Genomic DNA, 20,103 nt, shown 5'->3' with positions numbered 1-20,103 from the left:
ATATATTGTGTCATCCGCCTTCATTAAATCATACGATAGTCAATAGAAGCGGAGGTGTATGGGGAAATGGGAGTCATTTCAACCAATGAATGGATGAGGAAGGATTTCAACCGGCCGATCCAGATGATGGAAAGACTTATAAGCAATTTCAACGATACCCTTGATGCTGAAATGATGTATCATCATTTATTGAAGCATGGCATGTATTCGCCGAATCAAAAAACAAAACTCACATGGGAAGACTTACAGGAAAACGATGTATGGGAAAAAACACAAAGCTTGTTTACAGCTTATAAGAAGCTATGGGGAGGGCCTGATGTTCCCATATATATTTTCCCGCTCATGTCTACAGGGATATGGAATAAAAAAGTTGAAACGAAGTCAGGGTTGGCCTTTAAAGATAAACTATTCCTTTTTTACGGAAAGGGGATAGCCGAAAAGGAAATGGAGGCCCTGTTGATTCATGAATACCATCATGTTTGCCGTCTGCATCATTTGAAAAAGGAACAAAAAGAATTCACTCTCCTGGATACGATGATCATGGAAGGACTGGCGGAAAGAACGGTGGGAAAATATTTAGGAACAAAATATTTAGCGAATTGGACTAAGTTATATCAGGAAGATAAACTACGAGAATATTGGAGAAAGCATTTAGAGGAAAAGCACACAATAAAACGTACAGATCCTCTGCATGATGTACTTCTGCTTGGGACAAAAGGATATCCATATATGCTTGGATACTGTAGTGGCTATTACCTGGTGAAAAATTTTGAAAAACTCTCCGTGAAAAGATCATTCATTATTCAATCTGAAGAATTCTTATCAAAATAGAGCTAATATATACGTTCTTTTTTTCTCAATCTGTTTTCTAGAATAGGAATAAATTGTATGGTTCCTGCCTATACTGATTGACAAACAGAAATTTGTTTAAGTGAGGGATGAATGATGCTATATCTTCATGATGTATGGGTTAACTGGTTTGAAGGAGAAGAAAACGGCTATAATATTTGTCATTTTCATGAATGGAGGAAAGATGACGGGATCGAACTACTAGATCAAGTTCCTTTGTTGAAAGTGTCATCAACATTGTTCCACTACATAGAAAACGACTTGTCAGAATTACCTAAGCCATTGCTGAATGATGTTTATCAAAAAGCATATGCAAGGAAAAATCATGAGCGAATTCAGCTTGACTATTGTTTTATCGTGACTGACGGAAATGGAATTTTAGCTGTTGATACGATAGGTTATCATATTCCGATTAGGAAAAGCAGAATAATTCCCCGGCAGGAACAAATTGTTTATGACATGATAGAAAACCATGATGAGATGGATTACACCTTTACTGAAAAACCTACATCTGAGAAAGAATATCATATTTTGTCGCCGTCTCCCTTATTCATGAACGGTTTGACAAGAAAAGAAAGACAGCTTAAGCAATTGCTATTCATGGCCATGGACCAATTATTCACGGCGAAAAACACTGCTGAAATCCGCTATTGGTACACAGAATGGGCCCCTGAGAAATATGAAAGCATTCAAGAAATGGATTTTCAGATAGCTTGGCTTGAGTTATATGAGGAAATGAAGGAAGGCTGGTCAGAGAAGCACCTTCAACTTTGTGAAAACCTTGTGAAGGGGCAGCCTTTTTTTGAAAAGCTTTGGCAAGTGGAGGCTGGCGATAGCCCATCGATATTATGAACAAAAAAGACGGAATCCGTTGAGGATAAGTCTCAGACTGTAGACAGACTTGATGAAAATCGAATCTGTCTACAGTTTTTTATGTGCAATTTGAAAATTTGCCTGTGCCCGCGGAGGAGTGACATATTTGGCAAGAATGTGAAAAGAATCACGAGAGGTCAACTTCTCCAAACAAACAAAAGGTTTCGGAATGATACCATTCCGAAACCTTTTGATTACACACTGAGACGATTCGTTGAGAATCGTCTTCTTTTATCTCTTTCTGCCAAGTCCCATGCCATTATACATTTTTCTGATCATTTTATTGGCTTCAATATTCGCCTTTTCTGCACCGCGGTCCAGAATTTCATCCAATTCAGGTGAATCGATCAATGCATTATAGCGTTCTTGGATTGGTAGGATTTCTCCAAGAACCACCTCAGCCAAATCACTTTTAAAGTCACCATAGCCTTTGCCCTCATACATCTCTTCAATTTCTGAATAGGATTTTCCACTGAAAATGGAGTATATGGACATCAGGTTGGAAACACCTGCTTTGTTTTCCTTATCGTAACGGACAATTCCTTCCGAATCGGTAACTGCGCTCTTGATGTTTTTTTCGATTTGCTTCGGATCATCCAATAAGGCAATCGTCGCCTTTTTATTAGGATCGGATTTGCTCATTTTCTTGTTTGGTTCCTGAAGGGACATGATACGGGCCCCTTCTGTAGGGAGGCTGATTTCCGGGATTTTGAATATGTCATTATGCTTTTTATTGAATCGTTCAGCCAAATCGCGTGTCAATTCTAGATGCTGTCTTTGATCTTCCCCGACAGGGACCACATCTGTACTATAAAGGAGAATATCGGCAGCCATCAACGGCGGGTAAGTGAGCAGTGCTGCGGATACCCCTTCTTTGCCAGCGGATTTGTCCTTGAATTGTGTCATTCTCTCAAGTTCCCCGATATAGGATATACTCTGTAAAATCCAGCCTGCCTGTGCATGCGCTGGTACTTCTGATTGAATGAAGATGGTATTCTTTTCAGGATCCAGGCCAATGGCCAGATATAAAGCAGCCAATGTTTTAATGTTTTTCCTTAACTTGATGCGGTCTTGTGGAACTGTAATTGCATGTTGGTCAACAATACAAAAGAAACATTCATATTCATTTTGTAAGTTAACGAATTGTTTCATGGCTCCGATGTAATTTCCTAAAGTAACGGAACCGGATGGCTGAATGCCGGAGAAAATCCTTTTCAACTGCTAGTCACTCCTCTAAATACGTTTATTGATAAATGGATATTCGCTCTTCATTATTGTAAGGATAAATAGAAAATGAATCCACATTCTTTGAAAGAAATGTGCATGTTCCTGTGTGGGGAAACGCTCATTTGAATCTTGTGGAGGGCCGTTTTGTCCTGTATCGATGCCATTCTGAGAATACGAAATGTCCACTATACTGTATTTTAGCATTTATTCATATTAAATGTATAATCGAAACGGAAATCAAGCCATTAGAAAGGATTTCCGTTTCTTTTTTTGACATGGAAGAAATGAAGGGTTCGAGGAAAATCAAACCGTTTAACATATACCACAATGAGCAGACCATTTTAGGGAAGGATACTCACAAGGGAATACAGGATTGTGAACGTATTCTTAAGCTGAAACTTTGTAAAGCAGTTTTTTTAATTATTTATCATATATAGGAGTAAAGTTAATTGTTTGTGGTATTAAAGAAAGGGGTTTATTATATTTGTTGAATATTGATGACTGATGGCGAATGAGGTGGAGAAAATGAAACCAATGTGTAAATGGTTGATGACAGGTATGTGCGTATTCCTGATTCAACAGCCAGTTCATGCGCAAGGCATGAACGAAACGAGGCAGGTAGCATTAGAAAATAAAGAATTGCCTGCGAGCGTACCGCGTTTTGTTTTTGATTCGGGGTTGAAATTCGACTATCCGGAAGCTGTACGCGGAATATATGTGACAGGGCCTGCAGCGGGTGGCAATAAACTGAATGAACTTATCAAATATGTAGATGAAACCGATTTGAATGCGATGGTCATTGACATTAAGGATGACAAGGGGAACGTAACGTATAAAACGGAAGATCCCGACTCTCCATATGCTGGGATTGGTAAAGACTACATAAAAAACCCAAGGGCAATGCTGAAAAAATTTGAGGATAAACAGATTTATCCGATTGCAAGGGTTGTCGTCTTTAAAGACTCCCTTTTGGCCAAAGAGAAACCTGAGTTGTCTTTTTTAGATGGTGAAAAGGTATGGAAGAATGGTCGAGGGGAAGCCTTCGTTAACCCATTCTTAAAAGAAGTGTGGGATTATAATGTCGGTATTGCCATTGAAGCGGCAAAGATGGGCTTTAAAGAAATTCAATTTGACTATGTCCGTTTTCCCGAAGGATTCGAAAATAAAGAAGATGATTTGAAATATGATGTCGGTGAATATGATGAAGCGAAAATGAGTCATACAGCCAAAAGGGTTCAGGCAGTTACGGATTTCGTAAGTTATGCGAGGAAACAACTGGAACCATACGATGTCAAAGTGTCGGTGGATATTTTTGGATATGCGGCTACATTGCCTGAAGCTCCCGGAATTGGGCAAAACTTCACAAAAATCTCTGAGAATGTTGATGTAATTTCCTCGATGATCTATCCGAGCCACTGGACATCTTATTTTGGTATCGAAAAGCCTGATTTGGAGCCTTATAATCTCGTTAAGGAATATGCGAAATTGGAGAACGGGAAGCTGAAGGAATTAAAAACACCACCTACTTCAAGACCTTGGCTCCAAGATTTTACTGCCTCATATTTAGGTGATGGTAATTACCAAAGGTATGGTAAGGAAGAAGTGGAAGCCCAAATAAAAGCATTGAATGATAATGGTATTGATGAATACCTATTGTGGAATGCAGCAAATCGATATACAAAGGGAGTAGACTATACCCCATGAAAAAAAGGATGACCTAGGAAGTTCCTTCCGGTCATCCAAAATTCTCTCTGAATTACCGCTTTTTATTCCCGCCAACTTGACTCCACCCTGACTGAATTCGTTTCGATTGATCGAAAATATGAGAGTGACGTTTCCCGCCAAACCATTTTTCGCCGATGCCATTCGTCACAACGCCATTCACAGCCGTAATGCCAATAACGCAAGCGGCGACTAAAAAAAAGTCCAAAAAGTAGCTGATCATCAAAACCCTCCTAATATTTTCAAGCTATTCAAGTTCCATTGTAGTGGATAAGAAAAAATCTGGAAAGTATAAACTAGCAAATGAGGAGATTAAATTATGAATTGGTATGAAAAGCTAAACCAGTATTTCCCTATTGAAGAAATGAAGTCAAAAGAACACATAGAAGTTCTTTTAGAAGATAAGCAGGAAATATATAAAAAGGATGAAGGTCCCGACCATGTTTTATTATATGTGGAAGGGGACGAGTTTATATTCGTTGATTACCTTTTTGTATCAAAGAAATCAAGGGGGCAGGGACTTGGAAGGAAATTAATTCAAAAGTTGCAAAAAAAGCAGAAAACGATCTTGCTGGAAGTAGAACCAGTACAAGAAAATGATGATGATACATTTAAAAGGCTGAAATTTTATAAAAGGGAAGGATTCAAGCACGCCTCTTCGATTTCCTACAGCAGAAAATCGCTTGCCACCAAGGAGAATACGCCTATGGAAATCTTGTATTGGCCGGCAAATCCATCTGTCGATGAAGAAGATGTATTTGATTTCATGAAAGAGATTTATTCTGAAATCCATACTTACAAAGATGATGATCTTTATGGGAAATCTTATCAAGATGTAGATGATGTACTTAGCTTGAATGCAGGTCAGGAAGCCGATATTTTTAAAGAGATGGAAGTTTGAGTAAAAAGGGCCGGTTGTTAACCTGCCCTTTTTAGTTTGTCGAGATCATGTTTTTTAAAAGGATAATTTGGTTAATATTCAATAAAGTCATTTTGGATGTAACCTCCAATATATTGAGAAATATGCGACACTCCTGCCGAGAAGCTGGCTAGCCGAGACCCCGCAGACGCTTGCGTCGAGAAGGCTTGGCAGACAGTCGGCGGAAAGGGAGCGGATTTCTGGAATCAACTGAATCGTTTTTTACTGAAGACTAACTGTCTTTTACTGGCATATTCTGCAGGGAAATGAATATCTATAACTTCTTGGATGGTAGATTACTCCCTTATTGCGGATTCTTTCGAATTACCTTTTTCACTTTTGGAAATATATGTGCTAAAAGAATGGTTTTTCTTGTAAAAGGAGGAATTTGCTTTTTATTAAAGAAAATATATTAACATGATCTTGTTTATTGACAAGGATTGGGGGTAAATAAAAGTAACGAGATAATTAAATAATCATGAGGGCCGAATTGAGAGTTAAATGAGAATGGCAGGTATGTTTTTTCAATTAGAAAATGTGGTCTTAATGTATTACATAAAAAAATGAAATAGCTATAGTACAGCCTGAACAGGAAGTTTTAAAGGATTTTTTCAAATATCAAAAAGGGTATTCATTTTAAAAAAATTAGTGTATAATAAGGAACATGAAATACTTATTTAAAATTATTTCAAATTAGAGTGGTACTTATGAATACTAATAGTAGATTTCCCCTCATAGATCACCGATTCTATATTTAGGGAGTGTGAGTAAGCATGGTAACATTATATACATCACCTAGTTGTACTTCATGCAGAAAAGCAAAAGCATGGTTAGAGGAACATGAGATTGGATATAAAGAAAGAAACATTTTTTCAGAACCGTTAACGATTGATGAGATTAAAGAAATTCTTCGAATGACAGAAGATGGTACCGATGAAATCATTTCAACACGGTCAAAAACTTTCCAAAAGTTAAACGTAAATTTAGAGAGCCTGCCTCTTCAAGAATTATATAAATTGATCAAGGAGAATCCTGGACTGTTGAGACGTCCAATTATCCTTGACGAGAAACGGCTTCAAGTTGGTTATAATGAAGATGAGATAAGACGATTTTTACCACGTAAAGTTCGTACCTTCCAATTACGGGAAGCACAACGTATGGTCAACTAATAAGGTCTTTCAAGCTCTGCCAGGAAATGTGCAGGGCTTTTTCTTTATACATATCCGATTTTCCGCTGATTTTTTTAACTTAATGACGGGGAACATAACAGGATTGATAGGCGACAGCGGTCGTTTCTTAGCTGCAACAGGTCCCTTGAACCGGTCATCATTTAAAGAAAAAATAAGAATGCAGCTCATCATGCCATGTATATAATATGACATTGACGGCAGTAAGAGTGAAATTTAATAAAGCATTATGATAGTTGCATGCGGATGTATTTTTTTATAGAATGAATGGAATATTAGGCAAACAATTGTTTTTTAGATAAGTAATGTTTTTTATTTCCCTTCTTCAAGGTTTTGTCATAAAATGATGTAAAATAGTCTGTTTTAATGACTATCATGATTTACAGTATTCACTTACGGGTAAAGAGCTTTTAAGAGCAATTTTCGCTTGGGGGTTATTATCCCTTCAAAATGAGAAAGGAAGGGAGAGGGGAATCATGGAAATCGAACGCATTAATGACGATACAGTAAAATTTTATATTTCCTATATAGATATTGAGGAAAGAGGCTTTGATCGCGAAGAAATTTGGTACAGCCGCGAGCGAAGTGAGGAACTTTTTTGGGAAATGATGGATGAAGTGCATCAGGAAGAAGAATTCATGATTGAAGGACCTTTATGGATTCAAGTTCAAGCCCTTGAAAAAGGCTTGGAAGTTTTGGTCACAAAAGCCCAGCTTGCCAAAGATGGTCAGAAACTCGAGCTGCCTCTTTCAGATGATAAGTTAAGGGATTTGAATGTATCAGACAAGATGGATACGCTTCTTGATCAACATTTTCATGGCAAAGATGAAGAAAGCGGTATGACATTCGAAGATGGTATGATTGAATTCATCACGACTTTCGAGGATTTCGAAGATGTCATTTCATTAAGCAAACGTCATGGCTTGGATGATTGGACGACTAAACTTTATGTTTATCAGAATAAATATTATCTTTATATCGAATTTTCCGAAGCGGAGATTGATGAGGAAGAAATCGATAATGTTCTAAGTCTTTTATTGGAATATAGCCAGGAGTCGCCTATAACGGTGCACATGCTTGAAGAGTACGGAAAGATAGTTATCGAAAATGATGTATTCACAACGGTCGATAAATATTTCGCATAGACTGTTGAGGCCGATTTCAGTAGAAATCGGCCTTTTCGTCTAAGGGGGTTTTTTTAGTGTTCCTGTGTTTGTTAATTGGAGGGAGTCTAGGTGAAGAATATAGTTGGCATCGGTCTGCTTATTCTCATGTTGGTCAGCACTTGGCATTTTCTATTAAATGACGTTGATGGCAGGCTGATTTTTTATTCTAGCCTTATTTTGACCATTTTCTTGGTGATAATTGGATTCAACATTTTCCTCGAAAATCGAGATCCCATCCAGACCATAACATGGCTTGTTATTTTTTGCGCTTTCCCATTCATCGGTTTCATTTTTTACTTTTTGTTTGGCCGTAATTTTCGGAAAGATAGGATATTTCGCAAGAAGTACTTTTTGGATAAACAGACTTTCGTGAAAATAAGCGGCGAAGCGGGATATAATGAACGAATTATGGAAATGGGCGAGCACCCTCAGCAGTTAATCACTCTTGCAAATAGGCTGGGGAATAGCCCTGTATCATTTACGACCGAAACCAGGGTTTTACGGAATGGTGAGGAGACATTTTCCAATATCATCGAAGAATTAAAAAAAGCAAGACATCATATTCATTTAGAATATTATATTGTTAGGGATGACCGCATTGGCGGACTGCTAAAAGACATCTTGATACAAAAAGTAAAAGAAGGGGTAAAGGTCCGTTTTCTCTATGATGCGGTTGGTTCCTGGAAGTTAGCCCGATCTTATATCGATGAACTGAAGAATGCGGGAGCCGAAATGGTGGCCTTTGGTCCGTTGCATCTCCCTTTATTAAATAATAAATTCAACTTTCGCAACCATCGTAAAATAATTGTGATAGATGGCTCTGTCGGTTTCATCGGCGGCCTCAATATAGGGGATGAATATTTGGGACAAGACCAGAAATTCGGTTCTTGGCGGGATACGCATCTCATCATAAAGGGGGAAGCTGTCAGGACGTTACAGCTCATATTTTTGCAGGATTGGTATTATAGCACCAACAATAGTTTTTTAAGCGATGAATACCTCATGACCGGAATGCCGAACCATCACGGATATGGCGGAGTTCAATTGATTGGCGGAGGGCCGGATAGTGAATGGACGATCATTAAAAGCATTTTTTTTAAGATGATCACTTCAGCAGAAAAGTCCGTCTGGATTGCCTCCCCGTATTTCGTTCCTGATGACAATATCTTACAAGCGTTAAAGGTGGCTGCTTTAAGTGGTTTGGATGTCAGGCTTCTCGTCCCTAAGAACCCCGATAAACGTATCGTATTTCATGCTTCGAGAACTTATTTTCCCGAATTGCTTGCTTCTGGAGTTCGTATATTTCAATATAATGAAGGCTTCATGCATAGTAAAATCATCATAGTGGATGACCAAATGGCATCAATTGGGACAACCAATATCGATATGAGAAGCTTTCACCTGAATTTCGAGGTCAATGCATTTCTTTACCGGACGGAAAGTGCTCAGCAGCTGGTGAATGATTACATGGAAGATATAAAGGTATCCAAGGAAGTGGAGATTGATGAGTTTTACAAACGGAATTTCGGTTTGAAATTATTGGAGTCCACTTGCCGATTGCTTTCACCCCTTCTTTAGATAGTAACTCTCTTTTATGCCGTTCAGGCATTTTTTTTTTCACATTAAAAGGAATCCTAAGCGAACCAGGCGAATGTAGTGGGTGAGGAGGAGATGTATGCTAACTGCGATAAATAAAGAAGGGACTTGGATTACCCTCCCTGAAAAGATACCGGCAAACATGATTGATGACTGGAGAAAGTCAGCAGATTATTACTGTCCATGCTGCAAGATGGAATTGACCATCAAAGCGGGCAGTGTAAGGGTTCCGCATTTCGCCCATAAAAATAGTTCTTCATGCCGTGCTTCTTCAGAACCGGAATCCGCTTATCATTTAATGGGAAAAAGAAAATTGTTTCAGTGGTTTTTATCACATGGTTATCAAGTGGATCTAGAAGCCTACCTTCCCGAAATTAAGAAAAGGACTGATATTTTAGTGAGGATAGGAGGTAATCGTTATGCGATAGAATTTCAATGCTCAGTTATCCCCGAGGCGGAATTCATGGAAAGGTCAAGAGCCTATCAAAGCATAGGCATTAAACCAATCTGGATCCTCGCTGCAAAAAGCTTAAAAAGGAAAAGCTTTTATGAATTCAGTATATCCCGCTTCCAATGGCTCTTCGTCACCGGCAGCTTCCATCATCCGTTTCTTTGGATGTATTGCCCGGAAACTGATCATTTATCAGTATTGAAGAACCTCACTCCTTTTACCCCTAGAACCGTCTTTGCCGAATTGACAACAGCTTCTCTAAAGCTCCTTCCCCCTAGTCGGGCAGTCCCCCAAAACTGCTTTCGTTTCCCTTTTCTGCCTGTATGGAGATATAAACGAAATGGCTGGTCGCTCCATCGAGTGAAAACAGCACGCAGATGCGATCCTTTTTTCGAAGCCCTATATTTACATCATATTTCACCTGCGACACTTCCAATTGAAGTGGGTGTTCCCGTCAGAGGGATGCTGTTGATCGAAACTGCCTCAATCGAATGGCAGGCATGGTTATACATGGATGCGTTTCAAGAGAAAAGAACAGGGGAAAAGATTTATATGGCTGATATTATCCGCATTTTTAGAAAGCGTTCAAAAAAAGGGGAAATAAAGTTCAGACCGTTGCCATTGCTTCATGAAAAAACCATCGAGTATCCTATTGATCAATATATCATGCTTTTGGAACAATTGGGTTATCTATCAAAGCTGGAAGAAGGGGTTTTCAAAATTGAAAAGGAATTTACCCTTCCCTTCACCAGTGATCAAGCTCAAATTTTGGAAAAAGATTTCTATGATAAGCATAAATTGATGATGGAAAAGGGGAATATCCAGTATAATCAGTGATGACATCTCAATTTATCTTGAATTCAGATGAAATGGCAGGATTATTTTTGTAAATGGAGAAATAGTAATAAGAACTGGGAATTAAACAGAATGAAGCATTGCAGTGTTCAATCCGGTTTAATGAGTTAGCCCAATGGCAAGTTTCTATAGAATGGGGAGGAATTTTTATGGCACAGGAAACAAAAACGAATACATTACCTTCAAGAAGTGAAATAGCTCCTGAAGATACGTGGAGACTGGAAGATATCTTCGCAACCGAGGAAGATTGGGAAGCTGCCTTCAAAGCGGTAAAGGAAGACCTCAAGAAAGCGGAGGCGCATAAAGGGACGTTGGGAGAAAGCGCAGAAAAGCTATTTGCTGCCCTCCAACTTCAAGATGAGGTTTTCGAGAAGCTAGGGAAAGTTTATTCTTATTCACATATGCGCAATGATCAAGATACAACCAATCCATTTTATCAAGGTATGGAGGATCGGGCAAAAGCTTTATACGCACAGGCAGCGGCTGCGTTTTCATATATGGTTCCTGAACTATTGAGTATTGACGAAAGTAAAGTGGAAGGGTTTTTGGAAGAAAAAGAAGAATTGAAATTATATAAACATTCTTTAGAGGAAATTAATCTTCAGAGACCCCATATCCTATCAGCAGAGCAGGAAGAACTATTGGCACAGGCATCAGAAGTACTCGATGCATCGGGTAATACTTTCGGTATGCTTAACAATGCCGATCTAAAATTCCCGACCATCAAGGATGAAGAGGGAAATGAAGTGGAAATTACTCACGGAAGGTATATCAGATTTCTTGAGAGTGAAGATCGCCGTGTACGTGAGGAGGCATTTAAAGGGGTATACAGCAAGTACGGGGAGTTCCGTAATACATTTGCTTCAACACTGTCAGGTGAGGTGAAAAACCACAACTTCAATGCCACGGTTCGAAAATATGATTCAGCACGCCAAGCGGCTTTAAGTAATAATAACATTCCGGAGACCGTATACGATAATCTCGTTAAAACGGTCAACGACAACTTGCCATTACTGCACCGTTATCTTGATTTACGTAAAAAGGTACTGGAATTAGATGAACTTCATATGTATGATTTATTCACTCCTCTTGTTAAAGAAGTGAAGATGGAAGTGACATATGACGAGGCCAAAGATTATGTCCTTAAAGGTCTTGCTCCGCTAGGGGAGGACTATTTGAACGTTTTGAAAGAGGGATTTGAAAACCGTTGGGTCGATGTGCATGAGAACAAAGGGAAACGAAGCGGTGCCTATTCTTCGGGGACATACGGGACGAACCCTTATATTCTAATGAACTGGCAAAATAACGTCAATAACTTATTCACGCTCGTTCATGAGTTTGGGCATTCGGTCCATAGCTACTATACACGTAAACATCAGCCATATCCATACGGGAATTATTCAATTTTTGTAGCGGAAGTTGCATCCACTTGTAATGAAAACCTGTTGAATGATTATTTACTGAATTCGATCGAAGATGAAAAGAAACGCATCTATTTACTGAACCATTACCTGGAAGGCTTCCGTGGCACATTGTTCCGACAAACGATGTTTGCTGAGTTTGAACATACCATTCATTTAAAAGCTCAAAATGGAGAAGCGTTGACGGCGGATATGCTTACTAAGGAATATTATGGGCTGAACAAGAAATACTTTGGCGAGAACGTGACCATTGATGAAGAAATCGGTTTGGAATGGGCTCGTATTCCACACTTCTACTATAATTACTATGTTTATCAATATGCAACTGGAATCAGTGCAGCAACAGCATTGAGCAAGCAAATCCTTGAAGAAGGAGAGCCTGCTGTCAAAAGGTATCTGGAGTTCCTGAAATCAGGAAGTTCCGATTATCCGATTGAAGTACTCAAAAAGGCCGGCGTCGATATGACAAAAGCCGAGCCTGTACAAGAAGCCATGAATGTATTCGAAGAAAAATTAAATGAGTTGGAAGAACTTTTGAATAAATAGGATGTGGATAGGACCCGAACACTTCGGGTCCTTTTCATCTTTATCTGGATGTCCGTCATAATCCTTTAAAACGATTTCTCTGATTTAAGCTATGAAGAATTATGAACAAAACAAAAAATAAAATAGGGGAGGTAAAATACAGAGGAATGAGGTCCATGATACCGAGTAGCTGGACAAATAGCGACCCCATCAAGAGTATGAGTAGAATAAAGCCTTTCAATTTGGTCACCTCCAACCTGGCAGCAGTAAAAACTCATCTGCTCATTATTAGATAGTATGTTTTAGAATAAGTAGTATTCTAAGAATATGACAATAATGTGAAGTCGCGCACAAAGTTCTTGCAAATAAGGTGTGTAATCTGCTATAGTACAGATATAGAAGTTATCACATCCCAAACATATACCCCTTTGTTTGTTCGTCGTGAAATTTCTCCTATCCCCTTAATCGTATAAATAGGTGAAAACCCCAGCAAATTTCGTGATTTGCCGGGGTTTTTCATGTCCATGAAATATAATGGTACCGGTAGTAATAAAAGTTGAACGTTAGCTGAATGAATAAAAAGAAGTGTTTAGCCATTATTGTGATTCATTTCACAAATAAACTCAATCCCATACTAAATCATCTATCAAAACACGTATGGCCTAAAAATTAAAACCGTCTCTTATTTAGCTATATATACTAGAAAGGATAATAAAAGACGAACAATATATATTGTGAACAATTTGTGAAAAGTTACACATATAGTTGAAACATAAATGGGTTATCTGTTATATTATATATTGTGAAGTGAATCACAAACAAACTTATACCCCTTTGTTTGATCGTGAAAAATTTCTCCCATCCCCTTATTTCTTATAATAAAAAACCATGCAATCTTTTGATTTGCATGGTTTTTCCTTTTTAATATATAACAAAGAAGCAGTCAAATTCATGACTGTTTCTTTGTGTATCTCCAAAACGTTCCGTATTTAGCAGGAATTTTCTCTGCCAACTGTTTTAAAACAAGCTTTTTCATTTCCAACTCGACGGTATTCTTACTCATATTATAAACCGTTTCAATCTCCTTTGTGGCCACTAGTTTGAAACAGCTTAGAAATTCTTCGAGAGAGGGAGGGGGTGCGGGGGCTGGAAGACCATTCAGCATATCTTCTAAAATTTGAACATATACCTCGTAAGAATAGACACCTGAAACCTTTATTCCCTCTTCTTCAATATTTTGATTGAAAAAGACAAGGGAAGGTATTTCAGTCACTTCCATTTCACTTGTGATTTTCATGTCACATTGAAAGCCTTTTGCTGCACTGGAAGAATTGATGTCATAAAGGAATTCCTCCACATCCAAACCGACCATTTTGGCACATTCGGTCAAGACCTCGATATTGGATATATCCTTTTTACCTATGAATACATATTCTTGAAGCTGCCTTAAAAAACGAATGGCCAATTTACGGCCCTGCAATTCCGCTGCCTTTATTGCGATGGAAGCTGTATATGGAGAAGAGATTGGGTTTTCAGACCAAAGGCTCCCGTCGCAGGACATTCCCGAGCGGCTGGCTGTCTTTTCCCAAACTTGAGCAAGGTTTTCATAATTTTTATTTTTCCCCATATTAAGAGAATCGATTTTACCGCTTAAAACATGGCGCAAACTGAACAGTTGGCCATATTCCATCTGTAATTTCCTAATAATTGGTTCTAAGCCCCAGCATTCGGGACAAAGCGGATCAACAAAAACATAAATTTCAATTGGCTTTTTTCCTATTTCATAGCAATGCTGCGTCTTGATCCAATCGGAAATATTGAAAACTGGTTTTTGTGCGCTCAACTGTCTTCTCCTTTCCCGTCAGTTCCGGATGTATTGATCATATGCTGTGCCGTCAAATAGAGGCGGTGATAGAAAAACTCCCTAATCTCACCTTCAAGGCCAACTTCGTCCATGGCTTGATACATGCATGAGAGCCACGCTTTCGCACGTTCTGGTGTAATTTCAAAAGGTATATGTCGAGCCCGCAACATAGGATGGCCATGCTCTTCGGTATATAAAGAGGGACCGCCTAAATATTGAGTCATAAATTGTTTTTGCTTACGGACCGTTTCAGTTAAATCGTCAGGGAATATTGGCTGCAGATCCGGGTGTTGACTAACGTTGGAGTAAAACACATCAATTAATTTGTGTAATTGCCCTTCTCCAATTAATTCATATGGTGTAGGGTTCCCTTGCATCATGTTGATTACTCCTTTTAAAGAAAGATGGTTGATATTTATTCATATTTTATCAATGACGTACTGATATAACAAATATATAGCTTAAAGAAAATTTTACATCTGTAGTATGACACAGGGAAATGATTGAAGATGACAGCATTTGAGGAGCTTTACCATTTGTTCAAGGTGCGTGGAAGAAGTAAATATAGACATGAAAAAACTGACCCATCATAAATAAACAGGGTCAGCTTGCTTTAGCTTGAAAATGTGCCATAAACTTTTTGAACATAGTTCTGAGTTTCTTTAAAAGGAGGGATGCCGTTATATTTATCGATATTTCCTGGCCCAGCATTATATGCAGCAAGGGCAACCTGAATGTCCCCGTCATAACGAGCCATCATTTGACTTAAATATTTACTCCCGCCCATGATGTTTTGTTCTGGATCGGTTGCATCATCCACCCCAAGGCTTTTTGCAGTTGCTGGCATTAACTGCATAAGGCCGGTTGCACCCGCATAACTGGTGGCTTCAGGGTTGAAGTTCGATTCTTGTTTAATGACAGACTTAATCAGTTTTTCCGGGAGATTATATAAACTTGCCGCCCGGCTGATGATATGATCATAGTTTGTTGCGTTTCCGCTGCTCTGATTGTTAGCATGGGCAGCGGAAATCGGGTTGATATTCATGGATGTCAGGCCGATGGGTTGAAGAAAGGACTTCTTCGCTTCCGTTTCCACATTGGATAATAAGGAACCCAATGTCTGCGAAGTGCCTTCTAGAGCATCACTCGAAACCAATGCCGAGAGCATGTCCTGGAAAATGGTTCGAGATGAATTTGTATTTTCGATGTTGCCGTTTGTGAATTGCTCGATTGCCTGCAATTCCATAAACGTTTTGAAATCTTGGATTTTCAAACTCTCCACCTCCGAATGGGTTCAAACAGGATTATTTTTGGAATTTGGCACGATAAAACCTCTTAACCTTATTTTCGGTTTCCCTTACCGGAATTTTAAGGGTTTCAAGGAGGGTCAGGAAGTTTTCTTTCCCGGCTTTTGCATCCGACACTTCATATTCAAGCTCAAAGTCTTCCTGATTCAAATACGAACTATGGTCTAAAACGAGCAGACCCTCTTTGTAAGGAAATTCAAAACGGTCTGTCTGTAGTGTCCCAAAGCAGGTAAAGTCTTTTGGATCAATTCCGCACTCGAGGATAAGATGTCGGATCTCGCCACTAGGGAATATGTTATGTTTCAGGAAGCCATATGCGGTTTCTTCAGGAATATCTTGATTCGTTTCCAATAATCCTTCTTTAGCGGGCTGTTTTAAAGTCAGCTCGTATCGCCCATTTTTCTCCCTGATCCTAAGTGCAGAGTCTTGCTGTTTCAAAGAGAATCCAAGTGTATCGAAGTAATGGTTTTTCTGTGTTTTAAAGTTTGATGCCCCGACATGAAAGTATTCGATCAGTTGACGAAATTCTTTTTCGCTTAAGAGGTTTTTAAATTCAATTTCAATATGCTGGTTCATGTGTCCCATCCTTTCTCGCTGATTCTTAGGTTAATCATATAAGAACCATTCCAGCTGTCAAATTGAATTCAATAATTTTTTGCTATTGTACTTGAATTTTTAGGAATCAATTGCAGGATATGATAAAATATAAACGTTGAGCACGAGAATTGGTCAATCGTATATATAGAAATTTAATACATATTCTTTGCTAGAGAAAGATTTAATAGGAACCAGTGGTGAATTGGCATAAAGTCATTTGGCTGCTGGGTTTAGGAGAGCGTTCTGCCCATACCAGAGTTGAACAGGCGCTTTTTAGATAGATATAGGTGGTGTGGCAATGGAGAGTTGGGACGATTTCTTGGCGCCTTATACTCAGGCTGTCGAAGAATTGAAGGTTAAGCTAAAGGGTTTAAGGAAACAGTTTGAGAGAGAGAATATTCACTCACCGATCGAATTTGTAACAGGCAGGGTAAAGCCGATTGTCAGCATATTGGATAAGGCGAGCCTAAAGGACATTCCCATTGATAAATTGGGAACTGAGATCCAGGATATTGCAGGGCTTCGCATGATGTGCCAGTTCGTGGATGATATCGAACAGGTGGTTGAACTTTTACGAGGTCGAAATGACTTTGAGATAGTCGAGGAGAGGAATTATATTTCCCATAAAAAAGCTAGCGGCTATCGTTCTTATCATGTTGTAATCCGCTATCCGGTCCAGACGATCCATGGCGAAAAGAATATCCTTGCCGAAATTCAAATCAGGACTCTTGCGATGAATTTTTGGGCGACGATTGAACATTCTTTAAATTATAAATATAAAGGCATTTTCCCGGAAGATATTCAACTGCGACTCAAACGTGCAGCTGAAGCTGCCTTCCTGCTTGATGCAGAGATGTCGCAAATCCGTACGGAAATCCAGGAAGCCCAGCGTCTTTTTTCCCGGAAGAAAGATTCTTGAACAAATAAATGGGTAAACGAGAAGAAATCTAAATTGAAGGTGGGATTACATGAAATTTGCGATTACGTCAAAAGGAGATGCGAAATCGAATACTTTAATGCAAAGGATGCGAACGTATCTTCAGGACTTTCATTTGGAATATGACGAAGATCAGCCGGATATTGTCATTTCTGTCGGTGGTGATGGCACTTTATTATATGCTTTTCACCGTTATAAGAATCGATTGGATAAAACTGCCTTTGTTGGAGTACATACAGGACATCTTGGGTTTTATGCAGATTGGACCCCTGATGAAATTGAAAAATTGGTGATAGCTTTAGCCAAAACCCCATTTCAAATAGTGGAATATCCACTGCTCGAAACGATTGTCCGTTATCAGCATGGAGGACGGGAAAACAGATTTTTGGCTTTGAATGAATCGACAGTCAAAAGTGTTGAAGGGACGCTCGTAATGGACGTTGAAATACGCGGCCAGCATTTCGAGACGTTCCGTGGAGATGGTTTATGCATTGCGACGCCATCTGGAAGCACGGCGTATAATAAGGCGCTTGGCGGGGCCATCGTCCATCCATCAATCGATGCCATCCAGATTACCGAATTGGCATCCATTAATAACCGGGTGTTTAGAACGGTAGGATCTCCACTTCTGCTGCCGGCACATCATACATGTATGTTCAGGCCGGTCAATGCGGTCAATTTTCAAATTACGGTCGACCATTTGTCCTTGCTTCAGGAAAATGTAAAGTCGATACAGTGCCGGGTGGCAGATGAAAAGATCCGATTTGCCAGATTCCGCCCTTTTCCTTTCTGGAAAAGAGTGCATGATTCATTTATTGCTAATTAAGGAGATAGACTCACCTCATGTCAAATCAAAACTTTTCTTTGACCTGGTCGGTTTCTGAAGAGGATTCTGGCTCTTTATTGCGAGAGTTTCTCAGCAAATGCGATATTTCAAAACGAGCATTAACGGATATTAAGTTTAAAGGTGGATATATCCGGTTGAACGGTGAAGAAGTAACCGTAAGGGAACGGATTGAAACAGGTGACACCGTCACCGTCATATTCCCGCCGGAGCAGGCAAGCGAAGGCCTTTTACCGGAACCGATCCCCCTGGATGTCAGGTATGAAGATGAGTTTGTATTGGTGGTGGCCAAGCCCCCTTTCATGAATACCATTCCTTCCCGCGAGCATCCCAACGGCAGTCTGGCGAATGGCTTGGCGGGTTATTATAGGAAGACGGGAGTACAGGCGACGATCCATATAGTTACACGTCTTGACCGGGACACATCAGGTCTGGTTTTAATTGCCAAGCACCGGCATATCCATCACCTATTAAGTGAACAGCAAAAATCAGGACAGGTTAAACGGAGATACCAAGCCATAGCTGAGGGGATCGTTGAAGGACCTGTAGGAGAGATAGTGGCGCCAATCGGACGAAAATCGACCAGCATCATCGAACGGGAAGTTAGGGAGGATGGCCGGCATGCCTGTACCCTATTTAAGGTATTGGCACACACAGAGTCCCATACATTCCTTGATTTGGAACTCCAAACAGGGCGTACGCATCAAATCAGGGTCCATATGGCTCATATTGGTCACCCGCTGGCTGGTGATGATTTATATGGAGGGAACAGGAGAGGTATACCTCGCCAAGCCCTGCATTGTTTTGAGCTGAAATTTTTACATCCTTTCACAAAGAAGATGATGTTGTTTCAAGAAGATTTGCCAGAAGATATGTCCCGTTTGCTCGATGGAAGTAAAGGATGGGATTCCTGATTTTATAACGGGGCACATTAAAACGAACGATTCAGGATTTTAAAAAAAATCATGGACGCAAAAAAACTCACCAAGATGGCGAGTTTTTTTGGTTAATCAAAAGATGTCCTGAATTTTTCCGCTATATATGGCATGGTTGAAGGCACTTCTTGAAGATCCATTTCGGGATAACGGACAGCCGTCAGTTTTCCACCGAAGACGCAGCCTGTATCAATATTGTATGTATGATTGACTTGTCTAGCTTCAGGGACAGGTGTGTGGCCATATACGATCCAAGATTCCCCTTTGTATGATTTGGCCCAGTCTTTCCTGACCGGAGACCCATCCGGATGTTTGGAGCCATTTATATCACCATAGAGGACAAAGGTTTTTACTTTACTGCTATATTGACCAATATAGTCACTGCGAATTCCTGCATGGGCAATGATCAATCGCCCTTCATCCATGATTTGATAAAGTGGGGAGCGTTCATATAGATCCATGAATTTTTTTCGGATTTTCTTCTGCTCCCGACTGTTCAGTGATTCATATTCAGCTACAGTAGTTTCTAAACCGTGTGATATTTGTACTTTATTGCCTGAAAAATAACGATACAATTTATTGCAGTGGTTACCTGGGGCATACCTTGCTATATTTTGGTTAATGACTAATTCATGGACAACCTCGATTACTTGAAGGGAATTGGGGCCGCGATCGGTTAAATCCCCTACAAAGCCGAGAATCCTTCCAGAGGGATGTACAGGAACCCCAGTCTCCCATGTATAGCCCATTTTTTCGGTCAGCTGCCTGAATTCAGCGAAACATCCATGAATGTCCCCTATGATATCGATGTTCATTTGACACATCCTT

At 39.6% G+C, this 20,103-nt stretch carries 20 protein-coding genes; 12 read left to right on the top strand and 8 right to left on the bottom strand.

The window, feature by feature from the left end:
- Window positions 1–66 precede the first annotated feature (66 nt).
- Together AC3WLU_RS12740 and AC3WLU_RS12735 are read left to right on the top strand one after the other, a co-directional pair.
- A complete protein-coding gene (locus AC3WLU_RS12740) occupies window positions 67–831 on the top strand; it encodes a DUF2268 domain-containing putative Zn-dependent protease (RefSeq protein ID WP_492597349.1) in 765 nt (254 codons plus the stop codon).
- Between the two features lie 114 nt (window positions 832–945).
- Window positions 946–1,701 (top strand): YjbA family protein, encoded by a 756-nt coding sequence (locus AC3WLU_RS12735; protein WP_034314514.1) that lies wholly within the window; start codon window positions 946–948, stop codon window positions 1,699–1,701.
- A gap of 252 nt (window positions 1,702–1,953) precedes the next feature.
- Here the strand turns inward: AC3WLU_RS12735 and trpS are convergent, their stop codons facing one another.
- Complete coding sequence (gene trpS / locus AC3WLU_RS12730) at window positions 1,954–2,940, bottom strand: tryptophan--tRNA ligase (protein ID WP_063591819.1); 987 nt, start codon at window positions 2,938–2,940, stop codon at window positions 1,954–1,956.
- 567 nt (window positions 2,941–3,507) lie between these two features.
- Here trpS and AC3WLU_RS12725 point away from each other — a divergent pair.
- Window positions 3,508–4,653: a putative glycoside hydrolase gene (locus AC3WLU_RS12725; RefSeq protein ID WP_492597364.1), complete on the top strand. Its 1,146-nt coding sequence runs from the start codon at window positions 3,508–3,510 to the stop codon at window positions 4,651–4,653.
- Window positions 4,654–4,705: 52 nt separating this feature from the next.
- On the opposite strand, the gene AC3WLU_RS12720 is transcribed toward AC3WLU_RS12725, so the two are convergent.
- The gene (locus AC3WLU_RS12720) at window positions 4,706–4,894 is read right to left on the bottom strand and encodes a hypothetical protein (RefSeq protein ID WP_034314508.1); all 189 of its coding nucleotides are present in this window, start codon (window positions 4,892–4,894) and stop codon (window positions 4,706–4,708) included.
- Between the two features lie 96 nt (window positions 4,895–4,990).
- On the opposite strand from AC3WLU_RS12720, the gene AC3WLU_RS12715 reads away from it, so the two are divergent.
- From AC3WLU_RS12715 to pepF, 6 genes are all read left to right on the top strand, one after another.
- A complete protein-coding gene (locus AC3WLU_RS12715) occupies window positions 4,991–5,572 on the top strand; it encodes a GNAT family N-acetyltransferase (protein ID WP_063577057.1) in 582 nt (193 codons plus the stop codon).
- 791 nt (window positions 5,573–6,363) lie between these two features.
- Complete coding sequence (spxA, locus tag AC3WLU_RS12710) at window positions 6,364–6,759, top strand: transcriptional regulator SpxA (protein WP_034314502.1); 396 nt, start codon at window positions 6,364–6,366, stop codon at window positions 6,757–6,759.
- Window positions 6,760–7,253: 494 nt separating this feature from the next.
- On the top strand, window positions 7,254–7,922 hold the full coding sequence (mecA, locus tag AC3WLU_RS12705) for an adaptor protein MecA (RefSeq protein ID WP_034314498.1): 669 nt from the start codon (window positions 7,254–7,256) through the stop codon (window positions 7,920–7,922).
- 90 nt (window positions 7,923–8,012) lie between these two features.
- A complete protein-coding gene (gene cls / locus AC3WLU_RS12700; RefSeq protein ID WP_492597348.1) occupies window positions 8,013–9,521 on the top strand; it encodes a cardiolipin synthase in 1,509 nt (502 codons plus the stop codon).
- Between the two features lie 97 nt (window positions 9,522–9,618).
- Entirely contained in the window at window positions 9,619–10,827 is a 1,209-nt protein-coding gene (locus tag AC3WLU_RS12695; RefSeq protein WP_411739667.1) for a competence protein CoiA, read from the top strand.
- 167 nt (window positions 10,828–10,994) lie between these two features.
- Entirely contained in the window at window positions 10,995–12,812 is a 1,818-nt protein-coding gene (pepF, locus tag AC3WLU_RS12690; RefSeq protein WP_063577054.1) for an oligoendopeptidase F, read from the top strand.
- Between the two features lie 55 nt (window positions 12,813–12,867).
- Here the strand turns inward: pepF and AC3WLU_RS12685 are convergent, their stop codons facing one another.
- From AC3WLU_RS12685 to AC3WLU_RS12665, 5 genes are all read right to left on the bottom strand, one after another.
- Window positions 12,868–13,002 carry a hypothetical protein gene (locus tag AC3WLU_RS12685; RefSeq protein ID WP_487373089.1) on the bottom strand — a complete coding sequence of 45 codons (135 nt, stop codon included), beginning with the start codon at window positions 13,000–13,002 and terminating at the stop codon, window positions 12,868–12,870.
- Window positions 13,003–13,740: 738 nt separating this feature from the next.
- Window positions 13,741–14,634, bottom strand: a complete 894-nt coding sequence (locus AC3WLU_RS12680; RefSeq protein WP_492597347.1) for a ClpXP adapter SpxH family protein — start codon at window positions 14,632–14,634, stop codon at window positions 13,741–13,743.
- Window positions 14,631–15,035 (bottom strand): globin domain-containing protein, encoded by a 405-nt coding sequence (locus AC3WLU_RS12675; protein ID WP_053534150.1) that lies wholly within the window; start codon window positions 15,033–15,035, stop codon window positions 14,631–14,633. Before AC3WLU_RS12675 ends, AC3WLU_RS12680 begins: the two co-directional genes overlap by 4 nt.
- Window positions 15,036–15,268: 233 nt before the next feature.
- Window positions 15,269–15,937: a lytic transglycosylase domain-containing protein gene (locus AC3WLU_RS12670; RefSeq protein WP_492597346.1), complete on the bottom strand. Its 669-nt coding sequence runs from the start codon at window positions 15,935–15,937 to the stop codon at window positions 15,269–15,271.
- 22 nt (window positions 15,938–15,959) lie between these two features.
- Window positions 15,960–16,538 (bottom strand): CYTH domain-containing protein, encoded by a 579-nt coding sequence (locus tag AC3WLU_RS12665; protein ID WP_492597345.1) that lies wholly within the window; start codon window positions 16,536–16,538, stop codon window positions 15,960–15,962.
- Window positions 16,539–16,857: 319 nt separating this feature from the next.
- Between AC3WLU_RS12665 and yjbM the strand changes: the two genes are divergently transcribed.
- From yjbM to AC3WLU_RS12650, 3 genes are read left to right on the top strand one after another with little or no spacing between them, the layout of a single operon-like run.
- Entirely contained in the window at window positions 16,858–17,478 is a 621-nt protein-coding gene (yjbM, locus tag AC3WLU_RS12660) for a GTP diphosphokinase (protein ID WP_034314484.1), read from the top strand.
- 49 nt (window positions 17,479–17,527) lie between these two features.
- Window positions 17,528–18,322, top strand: a complete 795-nt coding sequence (locus tag AC3WLU_RS12655) for an NAD kinase (protein WP_034314482.1) — start codon at window positions 17,528–17,530, stop codon at window positions 18,320–18,322.
- 17 nt (window positions 18,323–18,339) lie between these two features.
- Window positions 18,340–19,254 (top strand): RluA family pseudouridine synthase, encoded by a 915-nt coding sequence (locus tag AC3WLU_RS12650; RefSeq protein WP_098864114.1) that lies wholly within the window; start codon window positions 18,340–18,342, stop codon window positions 19,252–19,254.
- A gap of 92 nt (window positions 19,255–19,346) precedes the next feature.
- On the opposite strand, the gene prpE is transcribed toward AC3WLU_RS12650, so the two are convergent.
- The gene (gene prpE / locus AC3WLU_RS12645; protein ID WP_057278897.1) at window positions 19,347–20,090 is read right to left on the bottom strand and encodes a bis(5'-nucleosyl)-tetraphosphatase PrpE; all 744 of its coding nucleotides are present in this window, start codon (window positions 20,088–20,090) and stop codon (window positions 19,347–19,349) included.
- Window positions 20,091–20,103: the final 13 nt, after the last annotated feature.

It is taken from the genome of Peribacillus sp. FW305-BF15 (genome assembly GCF_058783805.1).
Note: the sequence above shows the minus strand (reverse complement) of the source record. Positions and strands in the feature narration are given on the sequence as shown.